This window comes from Pseudomonas sp. VMV1, from assembly GCF_056790235.1.
Genome location: NZ_JBXGSE010000005.1, coordinates 288,137 through 305,927, shown reverse-complemented (window position 1 = coordinate 305,927; position 17,791 = coordinate 288,137). Strand labels below are relative to the sequence as shown.

General features: G+C 65.9%; 16 protein-coding genes and 2 riboswitches. Of the genes, 8 read left to right on the top strand and 8 right to left on the bottom strand.

Annotation, left to right across the window (positions count from 1 at the left end; translation table 11 throughout):
* Positions 1 to 69 precede the first annotated feature (69 nt).
* On the top strand, positions 70 to 819 hold the full coding sequence (locus ACUCV0_RS17620; protein ID WP_313649146.1) for a spermidine synthase: 750 nt from the start codon (positions 70 to 72) through the stop codon (positions 817 to 819).
* A 281-nt stretch (positions 820 to 1,100) separates the two neighbouring features.
* A complete protein-coding gene (locus tag ACUCV0_RS17615; RefSeq protein ID WP_313649145.1) occupies positions 1,101 to 2,798 on the top strand; it encodes a DEAD/DEAH box helicase in 1,698 nt (565 codons plus the stop codon).
* 67 nt (positions 2,799 to 2,865) lie between these two features.
* Here ACUCV0_RS17615 and ACUCV0_RS17610 read toward each other — a convergent pair whose 3' ends face one another.
* The gene (locus ACUCV0_RS17610; protein ID WP_059315006.1) at positions 2,866 to 4,248 is read right to left on the bottom strand and encodes an adenylate/guanylate cyclase domain-containing protein; all 1,383 of its coding nucleotides are present in this window, start codon (positions 4,246 to 4,248) and stop codon (positions 2,866 to 2,868) included.
* Between the two features lie 200 nt (positions 4,249 to 4,448).
* Here ACUCV0_RS17610 and ACUCV0_RS17605 point away from each other — a divergent pair, with 200 nt between their 5' ends.
* Positions 4,449 to 5,015, top strand: coding sequence for a nitroreductase family protein (locus tag ACUCV0_RS17605; RefSeq protein ID WP_482213265.1), 567 nt, complete (start codon positions 4,449 to 4,451; stop codon positions 5,013 to 5,015).
* Here ACUCV0_RS17605 and ACUCV0_RS17600 read toward each other — a convergent pair.
* The 4 genes from ACUCV0_RS17600 to ACUCV0_RS17585 all read right to left on the bottom strand — a co-directional run bounded on the left by ACUCV0_RS17600 (position 4,990) and on the right by ACUCV0_RS17585 (position 8,421).
* Complete coding sequence (locus tag ACUCV0_RS17600; protein WP_323149689.1) at positions 4,990 to 6,363, bottom strand: sensor histidine kinase; 1,374 nt, start codon at positions 6,361 to 6,363, stop codon at positions 4,990 to 4,992. The two genes, ACUCV0_RS17605 and ACUCV0_RS17600, sit on opposite strands and share 26 nt — an antisense overlap.
* Before the next feature lie 242 nt (positions 6,364 to 6,605).
* On the bottom strand, positions 6,606 to 7,040 hold the full coding sequence (locus tag ACUCV0_RS17595; protein ID WP_271654962.1) for a Spy/CpxP family protein refolding chaperone: 435 nt from the start codon (positions 7,038 to 7,040) through the stop codon (positions 6,606 to 6,608).
* Positions 7,041 to 7,154: 114 nt separating this feature from the next.
* Complete coding sequence (locus ACUCV0_RS17590; RefSeq protein ID WP_059315002.1) at positions 7,155 to 7,832, bottom strand: response regulator transcription factor; 678 nt, start codon at positions 7,830 to 7,832, stop codon at positions 7,155 to 7,157.
* A gap of 4 nt (positions 7,833 to 7,836) precedes the next feature.
* Positions 7,837 to 8,421 carry a septation protein A gene (locus tag ACUCV0_RS17585; protein ID WP_059315001.1) on the bottom strand — a complete coding sequence of 195 codons (585 nt, stop codon included), beginning with the start codon at positions 8,419 to 8,421 and terminating at the stop codon, positions 7,837 to 7,839.
* 61 nt (positions 8,422 to 8,482) lie between these two features.
* On the opposite strand from ACUCV0_RS17585, the gene ACUCV0_RS17580 reads away from it, so the two are divergent.
* The 3 genes from ACUCV0_RS17580 to ACUCV0_RS17570 are packed head-to-tail and all read left to right on the top strand — an operon-like array spanning position 8,483 to position 10,820.
* A complete protein-coding gene (locus ACUCV0_RS17580) occupies positions 8,483 to 9,355 on the top strand; it encodes a PHP domain-containing protein (RefSeq protein WP_059315000.1) in 873 nt (290 codons plus the stop codon).
* On the top strand, positions 9,352 to 9,981 hold the full coding sequence (locus ACUCV0_RS17575) for an L-threonylcarbamoyladenylate synthase (RefSeq protein WP_059314999.1): 630 nt from the start codon (positions 9,352 to 9,354) through the stop codon (positions 9,979 to 9,981). The genes ACUCV0_RS17580 and ACUCV0_RS17575 overlap by 4 nt, the downstream gene beginning before the upstream one ends.
* Positions 9,978 to 10,820, top strand: coding sequence for a segregation and condensation protein A (locus ACUCV0_RS17570; protein ID WP_488199723.1), 843 nt, complete (start codon positions 9,978 to 9,980; stop codon positions 10,818 to 10,820). Before ACUCV0_RS17575 ends, ACUCV0_RS17570 begins: the two co-directional genes overlap by 4 nt.
* On the opposite strand, the gene ACUCV0_RS17565 is transcribed toward ACUCV0_RS17570, so the two are convergent.
* The 3 genes from ACUCV0_RS17565 to ACUCV0_RS17555 are packed head-to-tail and all read right to left on the bottom strand — an operon-like array spanning position 10,811 to position 12,057.
* Complete coding sequence (locus tag ACUCV0_RS17565) at positions 10,811 to 11,185, bottom strand: cobalamin biosynthesis protein (protein ID WP_482213264.1); 375 nt, start codon at positions 11,183 to 11,185, stop codon at positions 10,811 to 10,813. The two genes, ACUCV0_RS17570 and ACUCV0_RS17565, sit on opposite strands and share 10 nt — an antisense overlap.
* Positions 11,182 to 11,859: a CbtA family protein gene (locus ACUCV0_RS17560; protein WP_482213263.1), complete on the bottom strand. Its 678-nt coding sequence runs from the start codon at positions 11,857 to 11,859 to the stop codon at positions 11,182 to 11,184. Before ACUCV0_RS17560 ends, ACUCV0_RS17565 begins: the two co-directional genes overlap by 4 nt.
* A 12-nt stretch (positions 11,860 to 11,871) precedes the next feature.
* Positions 11,872 to 12,057, bottom strand: a complete 186-nt coding sequence (locus ACUCV0_RS17555) for a CbtB domain-containing protein (RefSeq protein WP_059314995.1) — start codon at positions 12,055 to 12,057, stop codon at positions 11,872 to 11,874.
* A gap of 87 nt (positions 12,058 to 12,144) precedes the next feature.
* A riboswitch (cobalamin riboswitch) is annotated at positions 12,145 to 12,481 on the bottom strand.
* A gap of 58 nt (positions 12,482 to 12,539) precedes the next feature.
* A riboswitch (cobalamin riboswitch) is annotated at positions 12,540 to 12,880 on the top strand.
* A 102-nt stretch (positions 12,881 to 12,982) separates the two neighbouring features.
* On the opposite strand from ACUCV0_RS17555, the gene cobW reads away from it, so the two are divergent.
* Both cobW and cobN read left to right on the top strand, forming a co-directional pair.
* The gene (gene cobW, locus ACUCV0_RS17550; protein ID WP_059314994.1) at positions 12,983 to 14,035 is read left to right on the top strand and encodes a cobalamin biosynthesis protein CobW; all 1,053 of its coding nucleotides are present in this window, start codon (positions 12,983 to 12,985) and stop codon (positions 14,033 to 14,035) included.
* A 6-nt stretch (positions 14,036 to 14,041) separates the two neighbouring features.
* Positions 14,042 to 17,791 (top strand): cobaltochelatase subunit CobN, encoded by a 3,750-nt coding sequence (cobN, locus tag ACUCV0_RS17545; protein WP_482213262.1) that lies wholly within the window; start codon positions 14,042 to 14,044, stop codon positions 17,789 to 17,791.

The following is a 17,791-nucleotide window of genomic DNA, read 5'->3' as shown; positions in this document are numbered from 1 at the left end:
TGAAGGGTGTAACGCTCGATAGACAGTGCCCATCGCAGATACCATGGGCGCCTATAGAGGAGGGCAGTGATGGCCGAGACGGAAGTGTTGCTGGAAGAGGTCATCGATGACCATGGACGGATCCGGGTGGTCGAGGTGGGGCCCTATCGCTTCCTGGAGTTCGGTGAGGAGGTGGAACAGAGCTGCGTCTTCACGCAGGACCCGGCTTGGCTGGAATACGATTACAACCGGGCCATGCTGTTGGGCGCGCTCTGCCATCCGCAGCCGCGACGGGCGCTCTTTCTTGGGCTAGGCGCCGGCACCCTGACCCAGGCCTGTCTCAAGTGGCTGCCGCTGGAAGCGGTGGAGGCGCTGGAATTGCGTCCCGCGGTTCCGCGCCTGGCGCAGCAGCACCTGGGGCTCGGCGAGGATCCACGGCTGCAGATCCGGATCGGCGATGCCCTGGAGCTGCTCGACAGTGCAGAGCCTGCCGACCTGATCTTTGTCGATCTCTATACCGATGTCGGCCCGTCCAGTGCTCACCTGGCCTGGCGCTTCCTGGAAAACTGCCAGGCCAAGCTCAATCCGGGCGGTTGGCTGATGATCAACCAGTGGAGCGCTACCGACGGCAAGCCCCTGGGCGCCGCGTTGCTGCGCGGGCTGTTCCGCCATCATTACTGGGAGTGCCCGGTGGTGGAAGGCAATGTCATCCTGCTGGTGCCGGCCAGTCTGGAACAGGAGCTGGACCAGCCCGAGACGCGACGGCGCGCAAGGGAGTTGACCCCGCAGATAGGCTTCGATGTGGAGTCCTACCTGGACAACTTGCGTGCGGCAACCTGACCATCAAGATAGACCAAGGTTCTCTGGAGAAATGTCCAGGGTTCGGGTATTATTCGCCCCGGTCTTTTTGACCTTCCGTTCAGGAACTGCATTCTCCCGGTCCGCCACCATGGCCACGCCGGTCGTGCGTTCGCCCGACGGCGAACAATCCTAGACGCTTCACCCCCTTTCATCCGCTATTTCGCAAAAAGCTCACACCTTGGCTGCCTGGGCGACTTCGGTCATTCGGATAAGCGCAGCTCTTGGCTTTGGGGTCTTTGCGAAGCACACGAGGCAAGACAATGACCCAGGACATCAGCAATTTCGCTGCGCTCAATCTCAATCCCGCCATCCTCGCCGCCATCAAGGCCGTCGGCTACGAAGAGCCGTCGCCCATCCAGTCGCAGTCCATTCCGGTGATCCTCGCCGGCCACGACATGATCGGCCAGGCGCAGACCGGTACGGGCAAGACCGCAGCCTTTGCTCTGCCGCTGCTCTCGCAGCTCGACCCGTCCCGTCGTGAACCCCAGATTCTGGTGCTGGTTCCTACCCGTGAACTGGCCCTGCAGGTCGCTACCGCCTGCGAAACCTATTCCACCGAGATGCCCGGCGTGAAGGTCGTGGCCCTCTACGGCGGCGCGCCCATGGGGCCGCAGCTGAAGTCCCTGCGCATGGGTGCCCAGGTACTCGTCGCTACCCCCGGCCGCCTGTGCGACCACCTGCGCCGTGACGACAACCTGCTGGCCACCGTTCAGCGTCTGGTGCTCGACGAGGCCGACGAGATGCTCAAGCTGGGCTTCATGGACGACCTCGAATTCATCTTCGAGGCCATGCCGGAAACCCGCCAGACCGTACTGTTCTCGGCGACCCTGCCGCCGTCGATCCGTGCCATCGCCGAGCGTCACCTCAAGGAGCCGCAACACGTCCGCATCGCGGCCAAGACCCAGACCGTCGCCCGCATCGAGCAGGCGCACCTGATGGTCCATGCCGACCAGAAGCCGGCCTCGGTGCTGCGCCTGCTGGAAGTGGAAAACTTCGACGCCCTGATCGCCTTCGTGCGGACCAAGCAGGCGACCCTGGATCTGGCTGAACTGCTGGAGCGCCAGGGCTATCGCGTCAGCGCCCTGAACGGCGACATGCCCCAGGCCCAGCGCGAGAAGACCATCGAATCCCTCAAGGACGGTTCGCTGGACATCGTGGTCGCCACCGACGTCGCGGCCCGTGGCCTGGACGTGGCGCGCATCACCCACGTGCTGAACGTGGACATGCCCTACGATCCCGAATCCTACGTGCACCGTATCGGCCGTACCGGTCGTGCCGGGCGTGAAGGCCGCGCGCTGCTGCTGGTCACCCCGCGCGAGCGTCGCATGCTGCAGGTCATCGAGCGCGTGACCGGTCAGCGGGTCGGCGAGATCCGTCTGCCCGACGCCGAAGCCGTGCTGGAAGCTCGTATCTCCCGTCTGGCCGATGGCGTGGGTTCGCTGCTGGCCGATGCCGACGCCACCCACGGCGCGCTGCGTCAGGAGCTGTGCGAGCGTCTGCAGTGCGATCCTTCCACCCTGGCAGCGGCGCTGCTGGCCAAGCTGACCAGCGGCCGTGCCCTGGACCTGGAGTCGGTGCGCCGTGAGCAGCCGCTGACCCCCGGCGCCGGCCGTGGCGAGCGTCCCCGTGGTGAGCGCAGCGAGCGTGGCGAACGCCCTGACCGTGGCGGCGAGCGTCCCGATCGTGGTGAGCGTCGTCCGATGCAGCCTCTGCCGGAAGGCCGGGTCCGCTGCCGCACCGCCCTGGGCGCGCGCGATGGCGTTGCTGCCAAGAACCTGCTGGGTGCCATCATCAATGAAGGCGGCATGGATCGCGAGGCCATCGGCCGCATCCAGATCCGTGACTCCTTCAGCCTGGTGGAGCTGCCCGAGGAAAACCTGGAGCGTCTGCTGACCAAACTCAAGGACACCCGCGTGGCGGGCAAGGCCCTGCGCCTGCGTCGTTATCGCGAGGACTGATCCCTGCGGTCACATGAAAAAGCCCCGGATATCCGGGGCTTTTTTCTGCCTGCAGGAAAGCGGTCGTCTAGAAGATCACCTTGTCCTTGAGCTTCTCCGCCGCCAGCTGCAGCGCCTGGATGACCCGCTCCTTGTCGTAGTTCTGGATGTTGTTGGTATCCAGGTACATGGAGAAGCCCGGCAGCTCGTGCTCGACATAGCTGGGCGAGGCGCCCAGGTCGCGACGGAAGTCGACCACCTGGTAGATCTGTACCGGCTTGCTGAAGCCCTTGACGGTGATCCAGCTCTTGTCACGGCACATGATGGTGTCCTTGATCAGCGAGTAGGTCTCGTGGCTGATCAGGATCTCGCCGGCGTCCGCGGCGTTTTCCAGGCGGCTGGCCAGGTTCACTTCGCGACCGATGATGGTGTAGTCCATGCGCGTGCTGGAGCCGAAGTTGCCGACCGTGCAATAACCGGTGTTCAGGCCCATGCGGATTTCCAGGGGCTTGTTGATGCCCTGGCTGCGCCACTGCTGGCGCAGCACCTTCATGTGCTTGCGCATGGCGATGGCCATGGAGACCGCGGCCACGGCGTCCTTCTTGGCGCCCTGGCTGTTGGCGTCGCCAAAGAACACCATGACACAGTCGCCAACGAACTTGTCGATGGTCCCGCCGTATTTCACGGCGATCTTCGACATTTCGTTGAGGTAGTTGTTGAGCATGTCGGTGAGGGCTTCGGCCTCGAGTTCTTCGGACAGCTCGGTGAAGCCTTTGATGTCGGAGAAGAACACCGTGATCTTCTTGCGCTGGGTGCCCAGGGCGATGTGCTGCTTGCCGGTGAAAATGGACTCCCACACCTGAGGGGAGAGGTATTTCGCCAGGTTGTGCGCGAGGATCGCGGACTTCTCCTGCTCGCGCTTGAGGTCGTCGTTGATCTGTATGAGGCGCTTGCGCTGCCGATGCAGGAAGTAACCGGTCCCCCAGAGGTGCAGCATGGTGCCCACCACGCTGGTGACGGCCACCAGCAGCGGACTGGTGAGGTCGACGCCCTGGAAGAAGGTGGCACTGCCCAGCGCCGCGGCGCTGGTGGCGAACAGCAGGCAGAGACCGAGCAGGCGCGGACCGCCTCGCAACATGCTGGTGTAGCCCAGCATGAACAGCAGCATCAGAGTGGGCATCAGCGGGAAGCGCAACACCACTGCGGCCATGCCGACATGGATGGCATCGATGGCGGCCAGCAGGATATCGGTCTGGGCGCCACGATCGCGCCTGAGCTTCAGGCTCAGGGTCTGGGCCACATGGGGATAGAGCAGGGCATAGGGGATCAGCCACAGGCCCACGGCATCGGCTTGGGTGTAATAACCCGCGGTGACGCTGGCGGCGGCGATCAGATAGGCGAATACCCGAGCGTAGTAGACGCCCAGGCTATCACCGGATGCAGCGAGGAACCGGTTGAGCGCAAACTTCATCTGTCGGGTCCGTTTCGAAAAAGGCGAGAGGTCGGGATAACTCCGTTCGCGACGATGAAAGCGGCCGGGTTTTCAAGCTGTCGCGATCTTAGCTGACCGCCTGGGTGGCGGCCAAGAATGTCAGCAATTCCGCTGCTGTGACATCGAAAATCACCAGTCGTCCCTGGGGTACACTGCGGCATCTTTACAGGAGAGACGCTATGGATGCCCTCGCAGCCCTTTGCAATCGCGCCTCGGTCGGTCGCCTGACCGAACCGGGCCCCACCCCCGAGCAACTCAAGACACTGCTGCGCGCCGCGGACCGTGCCCCGGACCACAAGCTGCTGCGCCCCTGGCGGCTGATTCTGGTGTCTGGCGAGGATCGAGCCGCCCTCGGTGAGCTCTATGCCGAAGCCCTGCGTCGCCGCGAGCCCGAGGCGGATGCTGCCGCCCTGGACAAGGCCCGACGCATGCCGCTGCGGGCGCCCCTGGTGATCGCCGTCGTCGCCGCGCCCCAGGAGCACCCCAAGGTGCCCCTGCAGGAGCAGATCATCACCGCTGGCTGCGTCGCCCACGGTCTGGTCAATGCGGCCTTCGCCCTGGGCCTGGGCGCGGTTTGGCGCTCCGGTGAATTCAGCTACGACGCCTGGGTGCTGCAGGGCCTGGGGCTGACCGATAACGAGCAGTTGGTGGGCTACATCTACCTTGGCACGCCGGAGGTGGCGCCGCGAGTTCCGGCGGCGCGCGATCTGAGCGCCCAGGTCAGCCATTGGCCAGGACCGGCCTGAGTGGCAGGGTGACGGTAGCGAGAAAGCCGCCGTCCGGGTGGTTGCTCAGGTGCAGCTCGCCACCATGGCGCTCAACGGCACGCCGGGCGATGGCCAGGCCCAGGCCGTAGCCAGTGGCCTGCTGCTGGTCCGAGCGGAAGAAGGGCTCGCCCAGGCGCGGTAGGTCCTCGGCCCTGACGCCGGGGCCGTGGTCGCGCACCTGGATGCGCACTTCGCCCTCCGCCACTGCCGCGGAGATGATGATGGGCCGTGTCGGCGGATTGAACCGCAGGGCATTGCGCAGCAGATTGTCCAGGGCGCGTTCCAGCACATCCGGCCAACCGTCCAGGCGCAGGGCGAGGGGAACGTCCAGTTCGATCCGCTGCTGGGGCGCGCTGAGCTGGGCGTCCTCGACCAGGCCTTCGAGCAGCGGGTGCAGTTCCAGCTGCTCGGGTGGGCCCGGATCCGCTTCCTGGCGGGCGAGGGCGAGGATCTCGCCGATCAGGGTTTCCAGGCGATCGCATTCCAGGGTGAGGCGCGGCCACATGTTGCCCAGGTCGTGGGGATCGGAGCGCTCGGCCAGTGCCAGGGCGATGCGCAGGCGTGCCAGGGGTGAACGCAATTCGTGGGACACATCGCGCAGCAGCTGGCGCTGGCTGTCGATCAGGCGCTGCAGATGGGCGCCCATGCGATTGAAGTCTCCGGCCAGCACGCCCAGTTCGTCCTTGCGGCGCGCAAGACGCGCCAGGGTGTCCTGCTGATAGGCGGTCTGGCCGAGATCGTGCACCGCGCGCCGCAGGTGATTGAGCGGCCGGGTCAGGCTCAGGGTCAGCAGCAGGCTGAAGAGGGTCAACACCACGGTGGCGATGGCCAGCATGCCGACCGGCCAGAACAGACTCTGACGGCGCCAGGCGCCTAGCTCGGGCGTGGGCAGGTGATAGATGAACAGGTAGTTCTGGCCACTGGAACTGGTGTATTCGTCGGTCAGCCGTCGCCAGGGCAACGGACGGTTTGGATCGCGGGCGCCGGGGCCGGGACGCTGCTGACGCTGCGGCTGGTCAAGATCCTGGTCGAAGATGCGCGGTGGCAGGGTGCCGCGCACCAGGGGCGAGCCGTTCTCGCCCAGCACCAGCACATCGATGCCGTAGCGGCCTTTGCGCTGTTCGAGCAATCCTTGGGCGGCGGCGGGGCCTTCGTTTTCATAGCGTTGCACCCACTGTTCGGGCAGGTCGCGCAAGCCGGGATGCTGCGCGAGGATCCAGGAGTCCTGATCGGCCAGGTGGCCGAGCAGCATGGTCAGGCCCACCGCGGACAGGATGGCCAGCCAGAAGGTGGCGAAGATGCGCCAGAAGAGAGAGCGAAAAACCATGCGGTCGCCTTGAAGCCTGCTTTTATCCTGTTGCGGGTCGGCCAGACTGCGTCGGAAAGGCCTGGGTCGTCAGCCCGGTCGGAGTGTTCACTTGCCAGTGGTAACCGTGAGCGCAGGTCCGATCCGCTTTTTCAGGTGTTTTCGCGGGGCCGCCTAGGCCTTGTCTGACTCTAGCGCGCGAGATTGGGGGCAGGCTCTTGGTTGGGCGCTGCGCCGAGGACCATCGGCGCAGCGGGTGGGGATTACGAGGACTTGTGGTCCTGCTTCCACTGCTGGAACTCGGCCCACTCCTTGGCGCGATCCTCCCGCTTCTTTTCCATTTCGTCGAAGCGCTTCTGCTGATCGGGCTTGAGGAGGGCGCGAATGGACTGACGAGTCTTGTCGCGGTTGCCATCCAGCTGATCATGCAGGGCCTTGCGCTGATCCTCGGGCAGCTTGTCGAGATAGCTTTTGACGATCTCGCGCTGCTGCTGACGCTCTTCGCCCATCAGCTTACCGACCTGCTCGCGTTGCTCGGCGGTGAGCTTGAGGCCGCGCAGGGGGCCGTCGCCACGGGGGCCGCCATCCATCAGCTTGCCGTGGGGCGGCGGGGTGATCTCAGGGCCGTCCTGGGTGGCGGCCAGGGTCAGGGTCGGCAGCAGGGCGGCGAACAGCACGGCGGGCATGAGCTTGCGCATCGGGGAAATCTCCTTGGGATGACCGGTGCAATACCGGATGGGCCCAGTCTAGGAGCGAGGGGAGTCAGTGGCGGTCAGCGGGCGTAAAGAGGGGGTAAAGGCGACGTGGCGGTGCTAGACGCTGTAGTAGTAGCCGCGACCGCGCAGCGCCAGGATGCGTGGACGGCCATCGGCGTGGCTACCGAGCTTGCGCCGCAGATTGCTGACGTGCATGTCCAGGCTGCGATCATAGAGTGTCAGCTTGCGACCGAGTGCCACCTGGGCCAGGGCCTGCTTCTCCAGGGGTTCTCCGGGCTGGCGTAGCAGGGCTTCGAGGATGCGACTCTCGGTGAGGGTGAGGGTGATCTCGGTTTCGCCGATGTTGGCCACGCCCCGTGCCAGGCTCAGCGACAGGTCGCCCAGTTGTAGGCGTGCTGCCGGCTGGGCCGGATGGCTGCGCCTGAGGATGGCCCTCAGGCGTGCGGTGAGTTCGCGCGGATCGCAGGGTTTGGCCAGGTAGTCGTCGGCGCCCAGCTCCAGGCCGAGGATCCGGTCCAGTGGTTCGCCACGCCCCGACAGCATCAGTACCGGCAGCTGCGGATGATCGCTGCGCAGCTGCTTGAGCAATTCCAGGCCGCTGCCGTCGGGCAGCATTACGTCCAGCACCACGACGTCCGGCGTCGCGTCGCGCAACTGGATGCGCGCGTCGCTGCCGGCGTGGCAGGCGGTGACCTCGAAGCCTTCCTGTTTCAGCCAGGCGCCGAGCAGCTCGCACAGCTCCTGATCGTCGTCGATCAGCAGAATCTGACTCATGGGATCAATCTCGCGGTTCATCCATCGGTTGCAGATGGCGCGCCAGATAGAGGCCCTGACCGAGCATGAATACCAGGGTCATCGCCAGGCTGCCGAAGACCTTGAAGTCGACCCAGAAGCTTTCGTAGGTGAAGGCCACATAGAGATTCGCGCAGCCGCAGACGATGAAAAAGATGATCCAGGCGATGTTCAGGCGCGTCCAGATCGGCGCGGGCAAGCGCACCGCGTGGCCCAGCATGCGCTGGATCAGCGGTTTGTCGCCAATGAACTGACTGCCGAGGAAGGCGAGGGCGAACAGCCAGTTCACCACCGGCGCCTTCCACTTGAGAAAGGTCTCGCTGTGGAACGCCAGCGTCATGCCGCCAAATACCAGGCAGGCGATCAGGGTCAGCCACTGGCTCTTCTCCAGCCGGCGCTGGGTCGCGTAGATCACGCCGTAGACCACCAGAGAGGCAATGATCAACACCGCGGTGGCACTGAAGATGCCGCCCAGGGTGAAGGCGTGCCCGGCGAATTCCACCGGACGCGGATCGAGCTTGTAGACCAGGAAGAACAGCAGGAGGGGAATGAAGTCGATGAATTGTTTCATTAACGCAGCCGATAGCAGTGCATCGCGGCATAATACCCGATGAAGCCGAAGGAGAAAGCCCATGCGTATCGACCTGCACTGTCATACCACTGCGTCGGACGGCGCCTTCGCGCCTGCCGAGGTCGTCAGACGGGCTCATGAGCGCGGGGTACAGCTGCTGGCCATCACCGATCATGACACCCTGGACGGTTACGCCGAAGCGCTGGAAGCGGCGGATGGCCTGGGTCTTCGCCTGCTCTCCGGGATCGAGATGTCCTGTACCTGGGGCGGGGCGACCTTGCATGTGCTGGGCTACAACTTCGATCCCGAAGCGCCGGCGCTGAACGCCGCCCTGGAAGCCTTGCACGAAGGACGCTGGGAGCGTGCCCGGGAAATCGACCGGCGGCTGGCGGCCAAGGGCATGCCCGGCACTCTGGAAGGCGCCCGGGCGGTGCAGTTGGCGCTGGGTGATAGTCGCAACGCGCCGGCACGACCCCACTTCGCCGAATACCTGGTACAGGCCGGTCTTGTCCAAGACCGGGGCGACGCCTTTCGCAAGTGGCTGGGCGGCGGCAAGCTCGGCGACGTCAAGCAGCACTGGCCGACCCTGGCCGATACCCTGGCCACCCTGAAGGGCGCCAAGGCCTGGATCAGCCTGGCGCACCCCCTGGCGTATGGCTTCACGCGCACCAAGCTGCGCAAGCTGATCGGCGAATTCGTCACCGGTGGCGGCCATGCCATCGAGGTGGTCAACGGCATACAGCCGGCCGAGCAGGTCGGCACCCTGGCAATTCTGGCGCGGGAATTTGGTCTGATGGTGAGTGCGGGCAGCGATTTCCATGCGCCAGCCGATTGGTCGGACCTGGGCATGTACCGTCCCTTGCCCGAAGATCTGCCGCCCCTCTGGGCGCGCTTCAGTCAACCGCTGTACCCTCAGAATCGGGAACCCCAATGAGCCAGTTCATCGAGATTCATCCGCAGAATCCCCAGCCGCGGCTGATTCGTCAGGCCGTGGAAATCATCCAGTCCGGTGGTGTCATCGCCTATCCCACCGATTCGTCCTATGCGCTGGGCTGCCGAATCGGCGAGAAGAGCGCCGTGGAGCGGATTCGCCGCATCCGCCAGCTCGACGACAAGCACAACTTCACCCTGGTGTGCTGCGATCTCTCGGAGCTCGGCATCTATGCCAAGGTGGATACCAGCGCTTTCCGCCTGCTCAAGGCCTATACGCCCGGGCCCTATACCTTCATCCTCAACGCTACCCGCGAGGTGCCGCGGATGCTGCTGCATCCCAAGCGGCGCACCATTGGTGTTCGGGTGCCCCAGCATCCCATCACCCTGGCGCTGCTGGAAGCGCTGGGCGAGCCGCTGATGAGCGTGAGCCTGATTCTTCCCGGGGATGAGGACGCCCTCGGCGATGCCTGGGAAATCCGCGAGCGCCTCGACCACTTCGTCGACCTGGTGATCGAGGGCGGACCCGGTGGCTTGCAGCCGTCCACCGTCATCAGCCTGGCCGACGACGAGCCCGAGGTGATCCGTGTCGGTGCCGGTGATCCCACGCCCTTCATGATCGAAGCATGAGCGAGGCCCTGGATCCCCAGCTGCTCGAGCCCGAGCAGCTGCGCCTGGCGCTGGTGTATGGCGAGGCCTTCACCGAGCTGCCCCAGGACCTCTATATCCCGCCGGATGCGCTGGAGGTCTTTCTCGAAGCCTTCGAGGGTCCGCTGGACCTGCTGCTGTATCTGATCCGCAAGCAGAACATCGACATCCTTGACATCCCCGTCGCCGAGATCACCCGGCAGTACATGAGCTATGTCGAGTTGATGAAGGCGGTGCAGCTGGAACTGGCCGCCGAGTACCTGCTGATGGCGGCCATGCTGGCGGAGATCAAGTCGCGCATGCTGTTGCCCCGTGCCGAAGGCTTGGAAGCCGAGGAAGAGGATCCGCGCGCCGAACTGATTCGCCGGCTGCAGGAGTACGAACGCTTCAAGAAGGCCGCCGAGGATCTCGATGACCTGCCGCGCGAGGGGCGTAACTTCGTGCTACCCACTTTGCCGGCGCCCGAGGCGCGCGCGCGCAAACTGTTGCCCGAGGTCGAACTGGGCGAGCTGCTGCTGGCCATGGGCGAGGTGCTGCGCCGGGCGGATCTCTTCGAGAGCCACCAGGTGACCCGTGAGGTGCTGTCTACCCGCGAGCGGATGAGCCAGGTGCTGGAGCGACTCAAGGACGGCGCCTTCGTGCCCTTTGTCGCCCTGTTCACCCAGGAAGAAGGCCGTCTCGGTGTGGTGGTGACCTTCATGGCCATCCTCGAACTGGTCAAGGAATCCCTGGTGGAGCTGGTCCAGAACGAAGCCTTCAGCCCCATCCATGTCCGCGCCCGGATCAGTGGCGCCGACGCCGAAGCGGCGCCTCAGGAATAGGCCAGGGCCGCCGTCGCGGCCGCGCTCTTGCGCTTGCTCACGCGCAATCGGGCGCCTTCGCCAGCCGCCCTCAATGCCGCGGCCTCGGCAATGCTCGAGCTACCGGTGTGTTCCAGCGCGACAGCGCTGGGTGAAAGGACGCCGACCTGCTGAGCCAGCTGGGCCGCCGCGAAACCGAGCAGTGGCAGGTGCCAGCGCTCGGCGAGGGCGCATAAGGCCTCCTCTTCCAGTCGGCTTTCCACCGTGGCCAGGGCCGTCAGGGCGGTGATTTCGCACTCGGCTTCCTGCAACACCGACTGCGCCAGTTCGGCGAGTTCGTCCAGCGAGCAGCCCCGCCGGCAGCCCACGCCCAGGACCCGTTTCATGGGTGTGACGCGCCCTGACGGCGAAACAGCCAACTGCAGGCCAGTCCCAGCAACAACCAGAATGGCAGATTGCTCGCCAGCACGGCGATCTGGAAGTGCCGCTGCAGCTCGTGCGGTGCCAGGCTGGAATGCTCGATGGGCTGGGGCGCACCTAGCACATGCGGCAATACCAGCAGACCCAGAGCGATGATCTTGTAGCCGGGATGGCGGGCGAAGACCAGCAGGGCGAGGGCGGACGCGGTGGCCCCAGCGGTGCCGATCCACCAGGTTTGCCTTAGGGTCAGGTCGGCTGCGGCGGTCCCTGGCAGTTCCGGTGGCAGGCCGAGGCTGGGCGCGAGGCAGAAGGTGGCATAGCCAGCCAGTCCCCACAGCAGGCCCTGGTAGGTTCGGTGCGGCGTGCGCAGATTGAACAGGCCCGCCAGGACCAGGCCGAAGCCCACAGCCACCACCAGGTTGCCGCCAAAGGTGGCCAGGGTGCGTGGCCAGCCGTCTTCCGGCGACCAGGCTTCTGCGTCGTGCTCATGCTGCTCCGTCATGACCGGTGCCTCGACCTGTACCTCATAGGTTTCCGCCTGAAGGATGAGCGGGGTCAGCCAGAGGCTCTGCAGGACGCTCAGCAGAAGGGCGGCGAGCAGGCCGGCCACGCCGGCACTGAAGGCGATACGCTGAAACATGCCGATCTCCTCTTAGTGGCAGGGGAAGCCTTCGCTGTGGCGGGTGTCGTGGGCGCCGTTGTGCAGGGCCTCGACATGGGAAAAGCCGGCCAGGAACACCAGGCCCAGGCCAAACAGGCAGGCGAGCAGGGTGGCCGTCAGGCGTTGGGTGCGAGTACTGGTCTGGGGCAGGGCGGTGGTGGAGCGGGCAGCGGTCATGACGAGGCCTCGGAGTCGAAGCGGCAGGGACGCGCCTAGGCAGCGGGCCGCTAGGCAGCCGCCGTCCAGCACGACCGCCCACCGCGGGTTGCTTGAAGGCGACAGGCCGGTCTCCGGACTCACGAGGGTCTTGTGGGGGCGGGCTGGCTGCGCTCGGCCCGGCGTTGTCGAATCCTTCTCCGCAAGGCTCATCTACACCTGGTAAATGACGCTTGCTACGAAGGTTTCGTCTTGCCGTGCGCGGGCTCGCTCAAGATCGCATTCCCGTACGACTACCAGGATCGCCTTCCCCAAGCTTGCCGGCCGGGTGGCATCGTGATCCTGCGCTCGTCTACCGTTGCGGGGGCAGTGCCGGACTTGGACCGGCTTCCCGTTTCACCGCGACCCATGGCGGAGTCGCGACACCTGAAGCAGGGGCGAGCAGACCACGCGGGTCGTCCGACGGTCAAGCCTGTTCGATTGACACCCCGGCGGGGCACTCGTAGCCTGTCGGGCTTCGAGGTGCTCTTGTCCGCAAGAGCTTGAAAGGGAACGCGGTGCGACACCGCGGCTGCCCCCGCAACTGTAAGCGGCATCTTCAGCCTCTCCACAGAGCCTGTGCATAATGTGCTGCGCGTCGGCCAAACTGCGTTGAAGATGCTTTTGGAATGCTCATTTACCAATCGTAAACTCGAGCGCGAGTCCGATCCGCTTCCTTAAGCATCTTCGCCTTGTTTGACTCTAGCTCGCGAAATCATGAACAAGCTCTAAGGCCACTGCTCACGCGGGAAGGCCGGAGTCGGGCGCCGTGAGCCAGGAGACCTGCCTCGCTAGTTTTCCATACGCAACCGGGCGGGGTGATCCGGGCTGCCACCAGGACCTCGTCAGCGTGCGAGCGTCCGGCATGCCTGCCCGCCTTTTCTCGCATTTCACCTAAGGGCAGCCCATGAAAACCCTGGCCAAGACTCCCGTCACCATCGTCACCGGCTTCCTCGGCTCCGGCAAGACCACCCTGTTGCGCCACATGCTCGACCATGCCGAAGGCCGCCGCATCGCGGTGATCGTCAATGAATTCGGCGAACTGGGCATCGACGGGGAGATCCTCCGTCAGTGCAGCATCGGCTGCACCGAAGAAGAAGCCCAGGGTCGGGTCTTCGAACTGGCCAACGGCTGCCTCTGCTGCACCGTGCAGGAAGAATTCTTCCCGGTCATGAAGGAGCTGGTGGCGCGTCGTGGCGACATCGACCACATCCTCATCGAGACCAGCGGCCTGGCCTTGCCCAAGCCGCTGGTGCAGGCCTTCCAGTGGCCGGAGATCCGCAACGCCTGCACTGTGGACGCGGTGATCACCGTGGTCGACAGTCCGGCCGTGGCTGCCGGCACCTTCGCCGCCCACCCTGAGCAGGTGGACGTTCAGCGCCGCCAGGATCCCAACCTGGACCACGAGTCGCCGCTGCATGAGCTGTTCGAAGACCAGCTGGCCAGCGCCGACCTGGTGATCCTCAACAAGGCCGACGGCCTGGATGCCGAGGCGCTGGCCCGGGTCCGCGCCGAGGTGACCGAGGAATTGCCGCCGGCGGTCAAGGTGGTGGAAGCCAGTCGCGGCGTGCTGCCGTTGTCGGTGCTGCTGGGGCTGCAGGCCGAGTCCGAGGCCCATATCGACAGCCGTCCGACCCACCACGACCTCGAGGGGCATGAAGACCATGATCATGACGAATTCGACTCCTTTGGTGTCGAATTGCCCGAAGTCGCCGAAGCGACCCTGCTGGCGGCCCTGACCGAGGTGGTCAAGCGCCATGGCGTGCTGCGGGTGAAGGGCTTCGCCGCCATTGCCGGCAAGCCGCTGCGCCTGCTGGTACAGGGAGTCGGCACCCGTTTCGACAAGCATTTCGACCGTGCCTGGCAGGCGGCGGAACCCCGTCGCACCCAACTGGTGCTGATCGGCCAGGAGCTGGACCAGGCGGCGATCACCGCTCAGCTGCGCGCTGCGGTGGCCTGAACCTAGATGCATCTGCTGCGTACCCAGCCGGGCGGTTTTGTCCCGGATGACGGCATTGCCCACCTGGCGCAGACGCCGGGTGAAATCGTTGTCCTCTGCAGTGGCGACTCGCACCTGGCGCTCCTGGCCGAGGCCACCCGCACCCTGGATGACGGCTATCCCAGCCTGCGCCTGGCCAACCCCATGCAGCTGCAGAACCACGCCTCGGTGGATCTTTATGTCGAGGAGGTGCTGAGCCAGGCGCGGGTGGTGTTCATCTCCCTGCACGGCGGCCAGGGGTATTGGCGCTATGGCATGGAACGCCTCACCGAGCTGGCCGCACGGGGTCTGACCCTGATCGCGGTACCGGGTTGTGATCGCCCTGATCCGGAGCTGATGGCCCTGGGTACGGTCGCGCCCGAGCTGGCCGAGCGACTGTGGCGCTATCTGCGCCAGGGCGGTCTGACGAATGCCCGGGATTTTCTCCATTGCCTGGCCGCCGAATGCCTGGGTGCCAGCTACACCCACGAGGCGCCACGAGAATTGCCGCGCGTGGCGGTGTACCAGCCCGAAGGCCTTGGCCTCGACGGCTGGCGCCAACGCTGGCAGCCGGATTGGCCGACGGCGGCGCTATTGTTCTATCGCACTCATCTGCAGTCGGCCAACACGGCCTTCATCGATGTCTTCTGCCAGCAACTGCAAGCCAAGGGACTGAATCCGCTGCCCATCGCAGTGGCCAGTCTCAAGGAATCCGCTTGCCTGACGGAAGTGGAGCGGCTGCTGGATGAGACCGAGACCGCGCTAATCCTCAATACCACCGGCTTCGCTCAATCCAGTCCGGAGCGGCCGAACCTGGCTCCTTTCCGCCGACCGGTGCCGGTGCTCCAGGCCATCTGTGCCCAGGACAACCGCGAGCGCTGGCTGGAGAATCCCCAGGGCCTGGGCGCCCGCGACCTGGCCATGCACATCGCCCTGCCAGAGCTGGATGGGCGCATCATCACCCGGCCGATCAGCTTCAAGGGTCTGGCCTGGCGCTGCGAGCGCAGCCAGAGCGACGTGGTCAACTACCAGGCCGACGAGGAGCGCATGGCCTTCGTTGCCCGCCTGGCGCGCAACTGGGTCGAGTTGGCGCGGCGCCCGCCGGCGGACAAGCGCATCGCCCTGATCCTGGCCAATTATCCGACCCGCGATGGTCGCATCGGCAACGGCGTAGGCCTGGATACCCCGGCGGCGGCCCTCAAGGTGCTGGAGGCCTTGCAGGCGGCCGGCTACCCGGTGGCCAATCTGCCGGAGAGCGGTACCGCGCTGATCGAGCGCCTGCTCGGTGGCGTCACCAACGACAGTGCCCTGCGCGATCTGCGCCCAGCCTTGCAGAGCCTGGCGTTGGACGACTACCAGGCGTTATTTGGCCAGTTGCCGCCGAGCCTGCAGCAGGCGGTGACCGAGCGCTGGGGGCCGCCCGAGGCCGATCCCATGCAGCGGCGTGGCCGGCTGATGGTGGCCGGGGTGCGCTTCGGCCTGACCTTCGTCGGCATCCAGCCGGCCCGCGGCTATGACGTCGATCCCGCTGCGGTCTATCACGACCCGTCGCTGGTCCCGCCCCACGGCTACCTGGCCTTCTACTTCTGGCTGCGCGAGGCCTATGGGGCGCAGGCGGTGGTCCACCTGGGCAAGCACGGCAACCTGGAATGGCTGCCGGGCAAGGGCGTGGGCATGTCGCAGGAGTGTTGGCCGGACGCCATCCTCGGGCCGCTGCCCAACGTCTATCCCTTCATCGTCAACGATCCGGGCGAGGGTGCTCAGGCCAAGCGTCGTACCCAGGCGGTGATCATCGATCACCTGATGCCGCCGCTGACCCGGGCCGAGAGCTATGGCCCGCTGCGCGACCTGGAACGCCTGGCCGACGAATACTATGACGCCAGCCTGCTGGATCTGCGCCGGGCCACCGAGCTGCGCGCCGAGATCCTGCAGCTGGTGCGCGAGACTGCCCTGGACCGCGAGCTGGGCTTGGTCATTACCGATGACCCCGACAGCTGGCTGCCCCAGCTGGACGCCTATCTCTGCGACCTCAAGGAATCCCAGATCCGCGATGGCCTGCACGTGTTCGGCGAATCCCCGACCGGCCAGCTGCGCCGCGACACCCTGGTGGCCCTGCTGCGCATTCCTCGCGGCGACGCCCAGGGCGGCAACGCCAGTCTGCTGCGCGCCCTGGCCAAGGATCTGCAGCTGACGTTCGATCCTCTGGCCGCCGATCTTGGCGAGCCCTGGCAGGGCGACCGTCCGGCGTGCCTTGCCGCGCTTTCCGCGGAACCCTGGCGCACCCGGGGCGACACCCGCGAGCGTCTTGAGCTGCTCGCGCTCGCCCTGGTCGCCGCGATGGTGGATGGCGAACCACTGGCCCTGGCATTGGCCGACCTGCCGGCGACCCGCCCGGTGCTGGAGCAGCTGGTCGCCCAGGTGGCACCGGCCCTGGATGGCTGTGGCCCTGCGGAGATCGGCGGCCTGCTGGCCGCTCTAGGCGGTCGCTTCGTCCCGGCCGGGCCCAGTGGGGCGCCGAGTCGCGGCCGACTGGACGTGCTGCCCACCGGGCGCAATTTCTTCTCCGTGGACGTGCGCAACCTGCCAAGCATGACGGCCTGGCGACTTGGCTGGCAGTCGGCCAACCTGCTGCTGGAGCGCCATCTACAGGAGGAGGGCGATCACCTGCGCCAGCTGGGCCTTTCCGTCTGGGGGACGGCGACCATGAGAACCGGCGGCGATGACATCGCCCAGGCCATGGCGCTGCTCGGCGTGCGCCCGGTGTGGCAGACCGGCAGCGCCCGGGTCGAAGACTTCGAAATCCTGCCACTGTCACTGCTGGATCGACCGCGGGTGGATGTCACCCTGCGTATCTCCGGCTTCTTCCGCGATGCCTTCGGTGGCCTGGTGCGGTTGTTCGATGCCGCGATCCAGGCGGTCGCCGCGCTGGACGAACCGGACGACCTCAATCCCCTGGCCGCCCAGGTGCGGCGGGAGCGGGCCGCGCTGGAAGCGGCCGGCATCGAGGCCGACCAGGCCCGGCGTCAGGCGGGCTGGCGCATCTTCGGCGCCCAGCCTGGGGCCTATGGCGCCGGTGTCCAGGGTGCAGTCGAGGAGCGCCAATGGCAGGACCGCAGCGAGTTGGCTACTGCTTATCTCAACTGGGGCGGCTATGCCTATGGCGCCGAGGACGAGGGCACTGCTGCGCGCGACGACTTCTCCCGGCGTCTGGGCCGCCTGCAGGCGGTGCTGCAGAACCAGGACAATCGCGAGCACGACCTGCTCGATTCCAACGACTACTACCAGTTCCAGGGTGGCATGCTGGCGGCTGCCGAGACCCTGAGCGGCCAGCGCCGCGCCAGCTACTTCGGCGACCATGCCCAGGCCGACCTGCCACGCATCCGCACCCTCAAGGAAGAACTGGGCCGGGTCGTGCGTTCGCGAGCGGCCAATCCCAAATGGATCGCCGGCATGAAGCGCCATGGCTACAAGGGCGCTTTCGAGATGGCTGCCACCGTGGACTATCTGTTCGGTTTTGGCGCCACCACCGAACTGGTGGAGGACCACCACTATCGGCAACTGGCCGATGCCTATCTGCTGGACGCCGATACCCGCGACTTCGTCGAGCGCCACAACCCCGAAGCCCTGCGCGACATGACCGAACGCCTGCTGGAAGCCCAGCAGCGCGGCCTCTGGCAGGAGCCAGGCGACTACCGTGAAGCCCTCGAACAGCTACTGATGGATATGGATGAAGCCTGA

What these genes read in the sequence shown, in the direction of transcription:
- ACUCV0_RS17620 (WP_313649146.1), top strand. Translation starts at nt 70, where the DNA reads ATGGCCGAGACGGAAGTGTTGCTGGAAGAGGTCATCGATGACCATGGA.
- ACUCV0_RS17615 (WP_313649145.1), top strand. Translation starts at nt 1,101, where the DNA reads ATGACCCAGGACATCAGCAATTTCGCTGCGCTCAATCTCAATCCCGCC.
- ACUCV0_RS17610 (WP_059315006.1), bottom strand. Translation starts at nt 4,248, where the DNA reads ATGAAGTTTGCGCTCAACCGGTTCCTCGCTGCATCCGGTGATAGCCTG.
- ACUCV0_RS17605 (WP_482213265.1), top strand. Translation starts at nt 4,449, where the DNA reads ATGGATGCCCTCGCAGCCCTTTGCAATCGCGCCTCGGTCGGTCGCCTG.
- ACUCV0_RS17600 (WP_323149689.1), bottom strand. Translation starts at nt 6,363, where the DNA reads ATGGTTTTTCGCTCTCTCTTCTGGCGCATCTTCGCCACCTTCTGGCTG.
- ACUCV0_RS17595 (WP_271654962.1), bottom strand. Translation starts at nt 7,040, where the DNA reads ATGCGCAAGCTCATGCCCGCCGTGCTGTTCGCCGCCCTGCTGCCGACC.
- ACUCV0_RS17590 (WP_059315002.1), bottom strand. Translation starts at nt 7,832, where the DNA reads ATGAGTCAGATTCTGCTGATCGACGACGATCAGGAGCTGTGCGAGCTG.
- ACUCV0_RS17585 (WP_059315001.1), bottom strand. Translation starts at nt 8,421, where the DNA reads ATGAAACAATTCATCGACTTCATTCCCCTCCTGCTGTTCTTCCTGGTC.
- ACUCV0_RS17580 (WP_059315000.1), top strand. Translation starts at nt 8,483, where the DNA reads ATGCGTATCGACCTGCACTGTCATACCACTGCGTCGGACGGCGCCTTC.
- ACUCV0_RS17575 (WP_059314999.1), top strand. Translation starts at nt 9,352, where the DNA reads ATGAGCCAGTTCATCGAGATTCATCCGCAGAATCCCCAGCCGCGGCTG.
- ACUCV0_RS17570 (WP_488199723.1), top strand. Translation starts at nt 9,978, where the DNA reads ATGAGCGAGGCCCTGGATCCCCAGCTGCTCGAGCCCGAGCAGCTGCGC.
- ACUCV0_RS17565 (WP_482213264.1), bottom strand. Translation starts at nt 11,185, where the DNA reads ATGAAACGGGTCCTGGGCGTGGGCTGCCGGCGGGGCTGCTCGCTGGAC.
- ACUCV0_RS17560 (WP_482213263.1), bottom strand. Translation starts at nt 11,859, where the DNA reads ATGTTTCAGCGTATCGCCTTCAGTGCCGGCGTGGCCGGCCTGCTCGCC.
- ACUCV0_RS17555 (WP_059314995.1), bottom strand. Translation starts at nt 12,057, where the DNA reads ATGACCGCTGCCCGCTCCACCACCGCCCTGCCCCAGACCAGTACTCGC.
- cobW (WP_059314994.1), top strand. Translation starts at nt 12,983, where the DNA reads ATGAAAACCCTGGCCAAGACTCCCGTCACCATCGTCACCGGCTTCCTC.
- cobN (WP_482213262.1), top strand. Translation starts at nt 14,042, where the DNA reads ATGCATCTGCTGCGTACCCAGCCGGGCGGTTTTGTCCCGGATGACGGC.